This is a genomic window from Streptomyces sp. NPDC028910 (genome assembly GCF_055564955.1).
On the sequence record NZ_JBVHVF010000030.1, the window covers coordinates 29,098 to 41,911 of the forward strand.

The following is a 12,814-nucleotide window of genomic DNA, read 5'->3' on the forward strand; positions in this document are numbered from 1 at the left end:
GGTACGTTCCCTCGGCGGGGTGCCAATTCCGGCATGACGCCCAGGAGTTACGAAACGCGCGAAAGCCGCTTCAGCAACAAAGCGGACGCCACGGGCCGGGCCCCGGCCTTGGCCACCCCGTCGGCGACCTCCCGGTCCGTGGAGACCACGACCACCGGCCGGCCGGGCGGCTCCGCACGCACCAGCTGGCGGATCAGCTCGTCCGCCGTCACCCCGGCCTTGGAGAACAGCACCCGCACCCCGCGCGGCGGCGCGAGCAGCACCGGGGCCGCCAGTTCCGCCCCGTCGAAGACACAGGTCATCTCCGCGCCCGTCTGCGCGGCCAGCATCGACAGCCCGCCCAGCAGCCGCAGCCGCTGCTTCTCCAGCGGCATCGTCGGATAGCCGGTCTTGGTCACGTTGTAGCCGTCGACCACCAGATGGGCCTGGGGCAGCGCCAACAGCTGGTCCAGCAGCGCCGGATCGGTCTCCGACAGGGCGCGCGCCGCGATGTCCTTCGGGGTCATCCGGCCCGGCTCCACCGCGTCCACGGTGTCGGCGGGCCGCGTCGAGACGGGCGGCAGGGCCAGCTCGCGGCGCAGCCCCTGGGCGGCGTCCAGCACGGTGTCCAGCAGCAGCCGCAGCCGCATGTCCTCGATGCTGCGCCCCTCGCGGGTGGCCCGGCGCGAGGTCTCCAGCGCCGTCTCCACCTCCGCGAGGCGGGACTTGAGCCGCCGGGTCTCGCTCTCGGCGGCGGCCACCCGGGTGGCCGCGTCGCCGCGGATCCCGTCGATCTCGGCGTTCACCTTGCGCAGGGCCGCCTCGCCGCGCTTGACGTCGCTGAGGGCGCTGCGGAGCTTGCGCTGAAGCGATTCCGCTTCCTTGCGGACCACTTCCAGCTCGGCCCGTACCTGCTCACCGCCCGTGCGCTGCAGTTCCCGTACGTGGGCCAGCTCCTCGCGCAGGCGCTCCAGCTCGCGCCGGGTCTCCTCGCCGACCCGCTCGGCGTCGGCGCGCTGCGCCTCCTCGCCCGCGGCGGCCACCAGCTTGACCCAGCCGGCCGGCCGCAGGACGAACGCGGCGGCCGCCACGTCCAGCGGATCCGCGGCGGCCGGCGGCGCGCCGGACTCCAGCGCGCCGGCCAGGTCCGCCTGCGCCTCGCGCAGCTTCTCGGCGACCCTGCTCCGGAACACGGCGTCGGTCTCGACCGCCGAGGCCATGGCGTTGCCCGCGAACTTGGCGCGCCGGGTCGGGGTGAACCGGGCGTACTGGCGCAGCTGCGCCGGGAGGTCCGCGACCGTCAGTGCGCCGAAAGCGTCCGAGACGAGCGCGACGACCCGGCGCCGCACGCCTTCCGGCAGTGGGCGGTCGAGCGCCTCGGCGGCGTCGCCGGCCGCGTCGGCCGGCTCAGCGCCGCTTGCTGGCTCCACAATCCGTCACCCCTACCGTGATCTACCTGTGGGCCCGGCTCCGTCAGGAGTCCGCGCCCGGCCTGTCCACGAGCTCGATCTGGTCCACCGCGTTGCACCAGCGGCAGCGGACCGACTCGATGGTCTCATTGACCACCTCGCGCTCCTCGACCTTGGGCTCCCCGGCGAGGTCCAGGTGGACGTACTCCACTACCTTCGACGAACGGGTGACGTCGAAGCGCGTGAGGTTGCCGCACAGGGTGCAGCGCCACCGGGTGGTGTCGGTCGGCAGGGGAACCGTCATCAGGCCGCTCTCTCCTTCGTAGCTGATTCAATTAAAGCCGTCCGCCGAGCCGTCTGCGTCGGCAGCTCGTAACCCTACGGCCTGCCACCGCTTCCGGTGGGGCCCGTTGCGTCATGCTCTGTCACATGATCGTAAGGTGGCGGGCCGTACGCGAGGCGGCGCGGGGACCGGTGCTCACCCATGCGCTGATCGCGGGTTGTGCCGTGGTGTTCGTGCTCGGCCCGGCCTCGGGACTCAATCCGGTCTACGGGACGGGCGACGAGCTCCTGTCCGCCGGGACCGCGTACTTCCGGCGCTGGGGCGTGGTCCCGGACGAGCTCTTCACGGGCACGCCCCGCGCCTGGCTGACCCCGCTGACCGCGCTGTTCGTCCACGGCAGCTGGCTGCACCTGCTCGGGAACATGCTCTTCCTCCACGTCTTCGGCGCGATGGCGGAGGAGCGTATGGGCCGCCCCGCGTTCCTCGTCTTCTACATCTGTACGGGGTACGTGGCGCTCGCGGCGTACGCGGCGGTCAACGCGCAGTCCTCGCAGACCCTGGTGGGGGCGTCCGGGGCCATCTCGGCCGTCCTGGGCGCCTTTCTCTACCTGCTCCCGCGGGCGCGCGTGACGAGCCTGTTCCCCTTCCTGTTCTTCCTGCCGCTGCGGTTCCCGGCGTGGCTCGTGCTGCTGTTCTGGTTCAGCCTCCAAGGGGTGGCGGCGCACCGGGCGGGCAGCGGGCCCGGGGTCGCCTACCTGGCCCACCTGGTGGGCTTCTCGCTCGGCTTCCTCTACGCGTGGGCCCGGTATCGGCGTACGACTAGAGTGAGGCGACCAGCGACGGCCACCGAGGGAGACAGCCAGCCGTGATCACCGCGATCGTGCTCATCAAGACCAGCGTGGACCGCATCCCCGAGATCGCCGAGTCCATCGCCGCGCTGGACAGCGTCAGCGAGGTCTACTCCGTCACGGGGACGTACGACCTGATCGCGCTGGTCCGCGTGGCCCGCCACGAGAACCTGGCGGACATCATCCCGGGCCGCATCAGCAAGATCCCGGGCGTTGAGGCGACGGACACGCACGTGGCGTTCCGTACGTACTCCCAGCACGACTTGGAAGCGGCCTTCGCGATCGGCCTGGACGCGTAGCGCTGGGCTTCGGCGGTTTCAGCTCGCTCGGGGCTTCGGCGGAGCCCCTGGGGCTCCGCCCCAGACCCCGCGCCTCAAACGCCGGCGAGGCTGAGGTGTGCGGGCTTGTCGGCGCAGGTCGGTCCGTGGGGCCGCGCCGGGGTGTCTCCTCGGCTCGCGCCTGCGGGCATGTCCCGGCCGCCGAGGGCGGTTGCGCGCTCGTCCTGCGGGGACACCCCGCCACGTCCCCACTCCCCTCCGCCCGGGACCCGCGAAGGGGCTTCTCCCGCACCGTCGAAGTCGGCCGTGGGGCGGGGACACGCAGGAGGGTCCCCGCAGGACGAGCGCGCAACCCGGGCCGCAGGGCGCAGCCACTGCCAAGTGCGCGAGCCGAGGAGACCCTCGTGCGGGGCCCCGCCCCACACCCCGCACCGCCAAGCCCCGCAGGGAGCCCGCGCGAGCCGAGGAGACCCTCGTGCGGGGCCCCGCCCCACACCCCGCACCGCCAAGCCCCCGCAGGGAGCCCGGCCCCACACCCAGCACCGCCAAGCTCCCCGCAAGGGCCCGGCTCAGAGGCCCGGCAGGCTCTCCCCCGGCCCGGGCGGGCGGCCCTCGGTCAGCCGGAAGAGGTAGCCGCGCAGGTAGTCCGCCAGGCCGTCGCCGATGTACGCGATGTAGTCTTCCCCGCCGCGGCGCGGACCGTCGGCATCGGGTCCCAGTACGTCACGATCCACAGAATGTCAGACGGCGGGAACGCAACGGCCCTCCTCCGTGCGGTACTGCCACTTGGCGCCGTCCGCGACGAGTTCCTTCACGGCGCGCACGAAGCGCTCCACGTGCTCGTCGGGGGTGCCGGCGCCGAAGCTGACGCGGATCGCGTTGAGCGAGCGCTCGCCCGGGGCGGCCTCCGGGGCTCCGCATTCGCCCTGGGCCTGCGGCTCGCTGCCCAGCAGGGTGCGGACCAGCGGGTGGGCGCAGAAAAGGCCGTCGCGCACGCCGATCCCGTACTCGGCGGACAGGGCCGCCGCGAAGTGGGAGCTGTTCCAGCCGTCCACCACGAAGGAGATGACCCCGACGCGCGGCGCGTCGTCCCCGAAGAGGGAGAGGACGCGGACCGCCGGGACTTCGGCCAGGCCGCCGCGCACCGTGGCGATGAGGTGGCGCTCCCGGGCGACCAGGTTCTCGAAGCCCGCCTCCGTCAGGGCCTTGCAGGCCGAGGCGATGGAGTAGACGCCGATGACGTTCGGGGAGCCGGCCTCGTGGCGGGCGGCCGTGGTGTGCCACTCGACGTCCACGCCGCCGTCCTCGCGCCGGGCGACCGTGCGGGAGGCGCCGCCGCCGGCCAGGTACGGCTCCGCCTCCTGCAGCCAGTCCGCGCGGCCGGCGAGCACGCCCGAGCCGAAGGGCGCGTAGAGCTTGTGCCCGGAGAAGGCGACCCAGTCGACGTCCAGGTCCTGCACGGAGACCGGGTGGTGCGGGGCCAGTTGGGCGGCGTCCAGCACGATCCGCGCGCCGTGGGCGTGCGCGGCGGCGGCGAGTTCCTTCACCGGCCACAGCTCACCGGTGACGTTGGAGGCGCCGGTCACGCACACGAGCGCCGGGCCGTACGGCTCGCGGTCGGCCAGTGCCCGCTCCAGGGTGGCGACGGCCTCGTCCGGGGTGCGCGGGGCGTTGAGGCAGGTGAGCCGCGCGTCCGCCCACGGCAGCAGCGAGGCGTGGTGCTCGGTCTCGAAGACGAACACCTGGCAGTCGGCGGGAAGTACGGCCGCGAGCAGGTTCAGGGAGTCGGTCGTGGACCGGGTGAAGATCACCTGGTCGGAGGGGCGGCAGTCCAGGAACTCGGCGACCGTGACCCGGCTCTGCTCGAAAAGGTCGGTGGAGAGCTGCGAGAGGTACCCGGCGCCGCGGTGCACGCTGCCGTAGTACGGGGCGTACGCGGCCACGTCGTCCCAGACCCGCTGCAGGGCGGGGGCGCTGGCCGCGTAGTCGAGGGCCGCGTAGGTGACCTCGCCGCCGGTGACGAGCGGGACGGTGACGTCCCGGCCGAGGACCGGGAGCGGCGCGGCACAGGCGGGGTCGGCGGTGGCGACGGCGGGGGCGGTGGCGACGGCGGCGTTCAGGGATGCGGACATGGCGGTATCTCCCGGCAGGCAGGGCTGAATGGCTTCGGTGTGCCCGTACGCGGGTACGGCTCTGCGGCCGTCCGGGGTACGGAGGGTCCTCGGACCGGACTGAACGGGGGCATACGGAAATGACCCTGGTCCGAGGGGTGAAGTGGGGGCGGAGTCGCCCTATCGCATTCGCTTGCTCACGGAAAACGCTCCTCGAGAGACCAGGACCCCTGGTGTCGAGGGATCCGCGCTTGCCGTAGGCCTTGCTGCCTACGACCTGGTCATCACCCGGGGCACCCCGCCACGGAAGGAGGGTTGCCGGACAGCAAGCCGGGGCCTAAACGCTGTCACTCGTGACCTGGTCAGCATCCTGCCACAAGATCCCACGACCGCAAGACCCCGGTCCGCTATGCGGACCGGGGTCTTGGCTCAAAAGGATCACCGGAATCAGGCGTTGCTGGCCGCCACCCACCGTGCCAGCGCGGCCCGCGCCGCGCCCGAGTCGATCGACTCCGCCGCACGGGCGATACCGGCCGCGAGCTGCTCCTCCAGCGTGCCCGCGCCCGGGTCCAGGGCAACGAGGGCCGCCGCCGAGTTCAGCAGGACGGCGTCGCGGACCGGGCCGGTCTCGCCGGCCAGCAGGCGGCGGGCGACGTCCGCGTTGTACGAGGGGTCCCCGCCGGCCAGGGCGGAGACCTCGACCAGGTCGATGCCGACGTCGCGCGGGTCGAAGCGCTGCTCCGAGACCTTGCCGTCGCGGACCCACCAGACGCGCGAGGTCGCCGTCGTGGTCAGCTCGTCCAGGCCGTCGTCACCGCGGAAGACCAGGGCCGAGGAACCCCGCTCGGCGAGCACGCCCGCCACGATCGGGGCCATCCGGGGGTCGGCCACACCGGTGGCCTGGGCCCGTACCCGAGCCGGGTTGGTCAGCGGGCCGAGGATGTTGAAGGTGGTGCGGATCCCCAACTCCTTGCGGGCCGCCGCCACGTGCCGCAGCGCCGGGTGGAACTTCACCGCGAAGCAGAAGGTGATGCCGGCCTCCTCGGCGACCTCCACCACCCGCGCCGTGCTGAGGTCGAGGTTGACGCCGAGCTTCTCCAGGACGTCCGAGGACCCGCTCGCGGAGGACGCGGCCCGGTTCCCGTGCTTGACCACCTTGGCTCCGGTACCGGCCACCACGACCGCCGACATCGTCGAGATGTTCACCGTCTTGGCCCCGTCGCCGCCCGTGCCGACGATGTCCACCGTCCGGCCCGGCACCTCGATCAGGTTGGCGTGCTCGTACATGGCCCGTACGAGGCCGTTGATCTCCGCGACCGTCTCCCCCTTGGCCCGCAGCGCGACGGTGAAGCCGGCGATCTGGGCGTCGGTGGCCTCCCCCCGCATGATCCGGTCCATGGCCCAGGCGGTGTCGTCGGCGCGCAGGTCCCGGCCGGTCAGCAGAGCGTCGAGAACGCCCGGCCAGCCACGGGCCGCCACGCTGTCGCCGCCTGCCGGGGTCACAACGTTCATGGTCCGCTCCTGTGCTAGTGGGCCCGCTGCCACGCTCGCCGCCCACGCCGTATGGGAAGGCCTTCAGCCTATCCAGCCCCGGCGACGGCAAAGAGCCCCGTCCAGACCCTGGACGGGGCTCTCGCCGTGGCGACACCAGGACTGACCGAAATCAGTCCCTCATGCGGTCGTGCGGGGGATCAGTGGTGGCCGTGGCCCGACTGGATCTCCTTGTACTCCTCCACCGTGGGCTTCGGAATCTGGTGGTTCTCCGCGTAGAAGCCCTTGCTGAGCTTCGCGCGCAGCTTCTCCGTGGCCTTCACCTTGCGCTCGACACCGTTCTCGTCGACCGTCGGGCCGATCTCGATCGGCCGGTACTGCTCGTGCGAGGTGAGCGTGTGCAGCTGGCCCTGCGGGAGCGGCTCGTGGACCTCGACGAACTCACCGTGCGGCAGGCGCTTGATGATGCCGGTCTCGCGACCGTGCAGCACCTTGTCCCGGTCCCGGCGCTGGAGGCCGAGGCAGATCCGCTTGGTGGCGATGAAGGCGAGGACCGGGACGACGAAGAAGCCGATCCGGACGAACCAGGTGAGCCCGTTCAGCGACAGGTGGAAGTACTGCGCGAACATGTCGTTTCCACCGCCGATCAGGAGCACGATGTACTCCGCGATCCAGGCGACACCGAAGGCCGTACGGGTCGGGACGTTGCGCGGGCGGTCCAGGATGTGGTGCTCGCGCTTGTCCCCGGTGACCCAGGACTCGATGAAGGGCCATACGGCGATCGCACCCAGTACCAGCGGGAAGATCAGCAGCGGGATGAACACGCCCAGGACGAGCGTGTGGCCCCACAGGTTGATCTCCCAGCCGGGCATGGCCCGGATCAGGCCTTCCGGCATACCCATGTACCAGTCGGGCTGCGCACCGGTGGACACGTGGTCCGGGCGGTACGGGCCGAGCGCCCAGATCGGGTTGATCGAGGCGATCGCCGAGATGGCCGCGATGACACCGAAGACCAGGAAGAAGAAGCCTCCGGCCTTGGCCATGTAGACCGGCAGCAGCGGCATGCCGACGACGTTCTTGTTCGTCTTGCCGGGGCCCGCGAACTGGGTGTGCTTGTGGTAGAAGACCAGGATCAGGTGGGCCACCAGCAGGCCCATCATGATGCCGGGCAGCAGCAGGATGTGCACCGAGTAGAACCGCGCGACGAAGTCGCCGCCCGGGAATTCCCCGCCGAACAGGAACATCGACAGGTACGTGCCGACGACCGGGACGGACAGGATGGCGCCCTGCATGAAGCGGACACCGGTACCCGAGAGCAGGTCGTCCGGCAGCGAGTAACCGGTGAAGCCGGTGAACATGCCGAGGACCAGCAGCAGGAAGCCGAAGATCCAGTTGACCTCACGCGGCTTGCGGAACGCGCCGGTGAAGAAGACGCGCATCATGTGCACCATCATGGCCGCGACGAAGATCAGCGCCGCCCAGTGGTGGATCTGACGGATCAGCAGGCCACCGCGGACGTCGAAGCTGATGTCCAGGGTCGAGGCGAAGGCCTCGGACATCAGGACGCCCTGCATCGGCACGTACGAGCCGTGGTACACGACCTCGTTCATGCTCGGGTGGAAGAACAGCGTCAGGTACACACCCGTGAGGATGATGATGATGAAGCTGTAGAGCGCGATCTCACCCAGCATGAAGGACCAGTGGTCCGGGAAGATCTTGCGCATGTTGGCCTTGGCCAGGGCGTAGATGCCCAGGCGGCCGTCCGCCCAGTCGGCTACGCGCTCGCCGGCCGGCGCTTTGCGCGCCGTGGTGTCAGTGGTCGCAGTGCTCATCCGCGCTCCCAGAATGCAGGACCGACGGGCTCTTCGAAGTCGCCGAGCGCTTCGAGGAAGCCTTCGTCATTCACGCCGATCCGCAGCTGCGGAAGCGCGTGACCGGCCGGGCCGAAGATGACACGGGCGCCGTCGGAGAGGTCGAAGGTGGACTGGTGGCACGGGCAGAGCACGTGATGCGTCTGCTGCTCGTACAGGCTGATCGGGCAGCCGACGTGGGTGCAGATCTTGGAGTAGGCCACGATCCCGTCGTGGGACCACTCCAGCTCCTGCTTGTCCTTGATGTCCTCCGGCTGGATACGGACGATCATCAGGGCGGCCTTGGCGATCTGGACCTGGAAGTCGTGCTGGTGCTCGTCCAGGCCTTCCGGCATGGCGAAGGTCAGCGAACCGACGAGGACGTCCTCGGGACGCAGCGGCTCCATCGTGTTCTGGTTGATGAGCAGCTTGCCCTTGGCCCACAGGGTCTTGCGCAGCTTGTCCTCGGGCAGCGGGCCCAGGTCGCGCATGATCACGACGGCGGAGAGCGGCAGCATGGCCAGCGCGCCCAGCAGCGTGTTGCGGATCAGCGGGCGGCGGGCGATGCCCGACTCCGCGGCACCGTCGCGGAAGTCCTGCAGGACCTGCGCCTTGACCTCCGGCGGAGCGGCGATCTCGTGCCGCTCGGCGGCGACCTCGACGTCGGACATCAGGGTGCGGGCCCAGTGGACCGCGCCCGCGCCGATGCAGAAGAGGGCCGTGCCCAGCGTCATGCCCAGGGCGAAGTTGAGCGCGCTGATCTTCCCGAGGGGGAAGATGTAGACGATCTTTTCGACCGGGATGGCCACGTAGGAGGCGATGAAGGCCACCGTGGCCAGCATCGACAGCGTGAACAGCATCGCGACGGTGCGCTCGGAGCGCTTCGCCGCACGCTCGTCGATGTCCTGGATGCGCGGCTTGTGGACCGGCAGGCCCGGGTCGGCGAACGGGTCGTCCGCGACCGCTACGCCACCGTGGTGGACGTCGCCCTGCTCGCTCGGCAGGTGCTTGTCTTCGGGAATCTCTTGGCTACTCATGACTTCTTGGCCTTAGCGGTGTGGGCCGCGACCCAGACGGCGACAGCGATCAGCGCACCCAGGGCGAAGATCCAGCCGAACAGACCCTCGGCGACGGGGCCGAGGCCACCGAGCTTCAGACCGCCGGGGCTGGACGACTTCTCGCCGTTCACGTTCTGGAGGTACGCGATGATGTCCTTCTTCTGCTTCTCCGGCATGGTGCTGTCGGGGAAGGAGGGCATGTTCTGCGGGCCGGTCTGCATGGCCTCGTAGATGTGCTTCGGCGAGACGTCCTCAAGGTTGGGGGCGTACTTGCCGTTCGTCAGCGCGCCGCCCTCACCGGTGAAGTTGTGGCACTGCGCGCAGTTGTTGCGGAACAGCTCACCACCCTTGGCGATGTCGGCACCTGCCGGGTCGTACTGCTTCTCGGTCGGCGTGATCGGACCGGCACCGAGGGACGCGATGTACGCGGCCAGCTGGTCGATCTGCGCCTGGGTGTAGATGACGGGCTTCTTCGGCACCTGGGCGCCGGGCTGCTGGGCGGGCATGCGGCCCGTGCTCACCTGGAAGTCGACGGCCGCGGAGCCGACGCCGACCAGGCTCGGGCCGTCAGAGGAACCCTGACCGCCGGTTCCGTGGCAGCTTGCGCAACCCACGGCGTAGAGCTTCTTGCCCTCCTCGATGGCGAGGGACTGGGCGGTTACATCGGCCTGCGCCTTGCCCGCGGGGGCAAAGGCGGCGTAAAGCCCCCCAGTGGCCGCCAGCGCGAGGAGTAGAACGACGACCGCCGCCAGCGGATGGCGTCGTCGTGCGGAGAGCTTTTTCACGGATTACCCCGGTGTCAGGATCTTCTGCGTCGGTGTGTCTGGATGGAGTGCCGGGTCGGGCCCGGTGACGTGTTCGCTACTTGATCAGGTAGATCGTGGCGAAGAGGCCGATCCAGACGACATCGACGAAGTGCCAGTAGTAGGACACGACGATGGCCGACGTGGCCTGTTCGTGGGTGAACCTCTTGGCCGCGTACGTCCGGCCGAGGACCAGCAGGAAGGCGATGAGACCGCCCGTCACGTGCAGACCGTGGAAGCCGGTGGTCAGGTAGAACACCGAGCCGTACGGGTCGGACGAGAGGCTCAGACCCTCGTGCTTGACCAGCTCGGTGTACTCGAACACCTGGCCGCCAATGAAGATCGCACCCATGACGAACGTGATGATGAACCACGTCCGGAGCTTCTTCACGTCACCGCGCTCGGCGGCGAATACGCCGAGCTGGCAGGTGAGCGAGGAGAGCACCAGGATCGTGGTGTTCGTCGCCGAGAAGGGCAGATTCAAGGTCGAAGCCTTCTCTGCCCAGAACTCGGGTCCTGTCACGGATCGCAGGGTGAAGTACATCGCGAAGAGGGCCGCGAAGAACATCAGCTCGGAACTCAACCAGATGATGGTTCCGACGCTGACGAGGTTCGGCCGGTTGACCGTCGGGTGCGCGTGCCCGGTATCTACTGTCGTTGCTGTCGCCACGACCGACATTATGTCGGTCGCTTATCCCGCCCTCACCCCGGGGGGTGCCGTTCGGAGTGTCAGGGGCGTGTGCAAGGCCCGAACGGCCCATCAGATGACCGCTGTGCGATGCCGCATGTGACATGTGCGAACCGATGTTGACAGGGCACGGGGAGGAGTAGCATCCCGCGCAACATCAACGTGATTCACGGGACACGTGGAGGAACGAAATGCGGGCGACTGCGCGGGTTCTGGTCTACAGCGACGACGCCGGTACCCGGGAGCAGGTGCGGCTGGCGGCGGGACGCAGGCCGGCCGCGGACCTGCCGCCGGTGGAGTTCGTGGAGTGCGCGACGCTGCCGGCCGTCCTGTCGGAGCTGGAGGCGGGCGGCATCGACGTGTGCGTGCTGGACGGCGAGGCGGTTCCGGCCGGGGGCATGGGGGTGTGCCGGCAGATCAAGGACGAGATCTTCCGGTGTCCGCCGGTGCTGCTGCTGATGGGGCGCCCCCAGGATGCCTGGCTGGCCACGTGGAGCCGCGCGGACGCCGCGGTGACCCTTCCGGTGGACCCGGTGGAGTTCCCGGACGCCCTGGCGGGCCTCCTGCGCTCCCGCCTGTCCTCCTCGGCCGCCTGACCCCACCGCCCGCGCGAAGCCTCGGCCTTGGCCCGGCCGAAGGCCGCACGGGCGAGTGAGCCGAGCCGGCAACGGGCGCCCTGGAGGCGAAGGACTAGACAGTGGGTCGCAGGCGGGCCTGGTCGATCGGGCTGCGGCCTTCCTGGGTGCCCTTGAGGAGGGCGCTGCCCTGGCGCCAGTCCTTCCAGTCCATGTTCCAGTCGCCGAAGCCGTTGCCGAAGACGTCCATGTCGTCGCCGATGCTGTTGATCACCTTGACGATGTCGCCCTCGGTGATGTTCTCGTAGAACCAGGCGGCGTTGCCGGTGCTCATGCCGGTGCAGCCGTGGCTGACGTTCGCATATCCGTGCGAACCGATCGACCACGGCGCGGCGTGGACGTATTCACCACTCCAGGTGACGCGAGTGGCGTAGTAGACGGGCAGGTTGTAGTACTCGCTGCCGCCGATGCCGACGGTGTCGCCGCGCATCTGGACGTAGTACTGCTTGCCGAGCACCACCTTGACCCCGTTGCGGGTGGAGAAGCCGGGCTTCCCGGTGGTCACCGGGATGGAATTGATCACTTCTCCGTTGCGCCGGAACGTCAACCAGTGCGAGGAGGCGTCGGTGGTGACCTCCACGCGGTCGCCGATCTCCAGCTTCAGCGGCTTCGCGGCCCCTCCGTGGAGCTCGTCGGTGATCTTGATGCCCTCCAGGTTGCTCCGTACGGAGACGGAGGAGTGGGCGGGCCAGTACTCCTTCGGGCGGAAGTGCAGCCTCTTGTCGTCCACCCAGTGCCAGGCGCCCTCGACGCCGGGCGCGGCGTCGACGATCAGGCCCCGTTCCACGATCGCGCGGGCGGCCTTGTCCTTGACGGGCTCGTTGAGTTCGGCGGTGAGGGGCTGCCCCACGCCGTACTTGCCCTCCTCCGGGCCGAATTTGACCTCCAGGACCCCCTTCTTGGCCGGGGTGGTGTCGAAGGTCAGTGTGCGCTGCCCCGGGGCGCCGCGCTCGTCCTCGGTGCTCACGGTGACCGTGTAGCGGACGCCCGCGGCCAGCGGGACGGTGCTGTGCCAGCGGTCGCCCTTGGCGCTCAGCTCGCCCGCCAGGCGGCGGCCGTGGGTGTCCACGGCCATCACGTCGGTGATCCGGCTGTCGCCGCTCTTGACGGTGACCTCGAGGGGCCGGCTGGGGTCCACGGGACGGCTGCCGGCGGTCTGGTTGAAGGCGACCTGATCGCCCGCGTCGTACGGGCGGGCGGACAGCGGGTTGTCGCCGGACCCGCATGCGGTGGCGCCGGCCCCGAGGGACGCGACCAGCAGGGAGCAGCTGAGTACCGTCCAAAGACGCGGTGAGTGCTTCATGGATCCAACGCTATGAAGATATGACAATTACGGCGCGCGGGGCGACTGCAAACGAGGGGCCCGGGCTCCTCCGAAAGA

General features: G+C 70.0%; 13 protein-coding genes and 1 riboswitch. Of the genes, 3 read left to right on the top strand and 10 right to left on the bottom strand.

What is annotated here, in order from left to right:
* Positions 1 to 47 precede the first annotated feature (47 nt).
* Positions 48 to 1,412, bottom strand: a complete 1,365-nt coding sequence (locus ACZ4TV_RS28410; RefSeq protein ID WP_468137953.1) for an NYN domain-containing protein — start codon at positions 1,410 to 1,412, stop codon at positions 48 to 50.
* A 40-nt stretch (positions 1,413 to 1,452) separates the two neighbouring features.
* The gene (locus ACZ4TV_RS28415) at positions 1,453 to 1,692 is read right to left on the bottom strand and encodes a hypothetical protein (RefSeq protein ID WP_008738811.1); all 240 of its coding nucleotides are present in this window, start codon (positions 1,690 to 1,692) and stop codon (positions 1,453 to 1,455) included.
* A gap of 125 nt (positions 1,693 to 1,817) precedes the next feature.
* On the opposite strand from ACZ4TV_RS28415, the gene ACZ4TV_RS28420 reads away from it, so the two are divergent.
* A complete protein-coding gene (locus ACZ4TV_RS28420; protein ID WP_468137891.1) occupies positions 1,818 to 2,540 on the top strand; it encodes a rhomboid family intramembrane serine protease in 723 nt (240 codons plus the stop codon).
* Entirely contained in the window at positions 2,537 to 2,818 is a 282-nt protein-coding gene (locus ACZ4TV_RS28425) for an Lrp/AsnC family transcriptional regulator (RefSeq protein ID WP_008738815.1), read from the top strand. The genes ACZ4TV_RS28420 and ACZ4TV_RS28425 overlap by 4 nt, the downstream gene beginning before the upstream one ends.
* Positions 2,819 to 3,366: 548 nt before the next feature.
* Here the strand turns inward: ACZ4TV_RS28425 and ACZ4TV_RS28430 are convergent.
* The 7 genes from ACZ4TV_RS28430 to ctaE all read right to left on the bottom strand — a co-directional run bounded on the left by ACZ4TV_RS28430 (position 3,367) and on the right by ctaE (position 10,789).
* Positions 3,367 to 3,531 (bottom strand): hypothetical protein, encoded by a 165-nt coding sequence (locus tag ACZ4TV_RS28430; RefSeq protein ID WP_468137894.1) that lies wholly within the window; start codon positions 3,529 to 3,531, stop codon positions 3,367 to 3,369.
* Between the two features lie 6 nt (positions 3,532 to 3,537).
* A complete protein-coding gene (locus ACZ4TV_RS28435) occupies positions 3,538 to 4,929 on the bottom strand; it encodes an aminotransferase class V-fold PLP-dependent enzyme (protein ID WP_468137895.1) in 1,392 nt (463 codons plus the stop codon).
* 221 nt (positions 4,930 to 5,150) lie between these two features.
* A riboswitch (SAM riboswitch) is annotated at positions 5,151 to 5,267 on the bottom strand.
* Between the two features lie 88 nt (positions 5,268 to 5,355).
* Complete coding sequence (gene trpD / locus ACZ4TV_RS28440) at positions 5,356 to 6,420, bottom strand: anthranilate phosphoribosyltransferase (RefSeq protein WP_468137896.1); 1,065 nt, start codon at positions 6,418 to 6,420, stop codon at positions 5,356 to 5,358.
* Between the two features lie 179 nt (positions 6,421 to 6,599).
* Positions 6,600 to 8,231, bottom strand: a complete 1,632-nt coding sequence (qcrB, locus tag ACZ4TV_RS28445; protein WP_468137897.1) for a cytochrome bc1 complex cytochrome b subunit — start codon at positions 8,229 to 8,231, stop codon at positions 6,600 to 6,602.
* Entirely contained in the window at positions 8,228 to 9,286 is a 1,059-nt protein-coding gene (qcrA, locus tag ACZ4TV_RS28450; RefSeq protein WP_468137899.1) for a cytochrome bc1 complex Rieske iron-sulfur subunit, read from the bottom strand. Before qcrA ends, qcrB begins: the two co-directional genes overlap by 4 nt.
* Positions 9,283 to 10,092: a cytochrome bc1 complex diheme cytochrome c subunit gene (gene qcrC / locus ACZ4TV_RS28455; protein WP_468137900.1), complete on the bottom strand. Its 810-nt coding sequence runs from the start codon at positions 10,090 to 10,092 to the stop codon at positions 9,283 to 9,285. The genes qcrA and qcrC overlap by 4 nt, the downstream gene beginning before the upstream one ends.
* A gap of 76 nt (positions 10,093 to 10,168) precedes the next feature.
* On the bottom strand, positions 10,169 to 10,789 hold the full coding sequence (gene ctaE, locus ACZ4TV_RS28460; RefSeq protein ID WP_468137901.1) for an aa3-type cytochrome oxidase subunit III: 621 nt from the start codon (positions 10,787 to 10,789) through the stop codon (positions 10,169 to 10,171).
* Between the two features lie 200 nt (positions 10,790 to 10,989).
* On the opposite strand from ctaE, the gene ACZ4TV_RS28465 reads away from it, so the two are divergent.
* Positions 10,990 to 11,394: a hypothetical protein gene (locus ACZ4TV_RS28465; RefSeq protein ID WP_468137902.1), complete on the top strand. Its 405-nt coding sequence runs from the start codon at positions 10,990 to 10,992 to the stop codon at positions 11,392 to 11,394.
* Between the two features lie 94 nt (positions 11,395 to 11,488).
* Here ACZ4TV_RS28465 and ACZ4TV_RS28470 read toward each other — a convergent pair whose 3' ends face one another.
* Positions 11,489 to 12,736, bottom strand: coding sequence for a L,D-transpeptidase (locus ACZ4TV_RS28470; protein ID WP_468137903.1), 1,248 nt, complete (start codon positions 12,734 to 12,736; stop codon positions 11,489 to 11,491).
* Between the last annotated feature and the right edge of the window lie 78 nt (positions 12,737 to 12,814).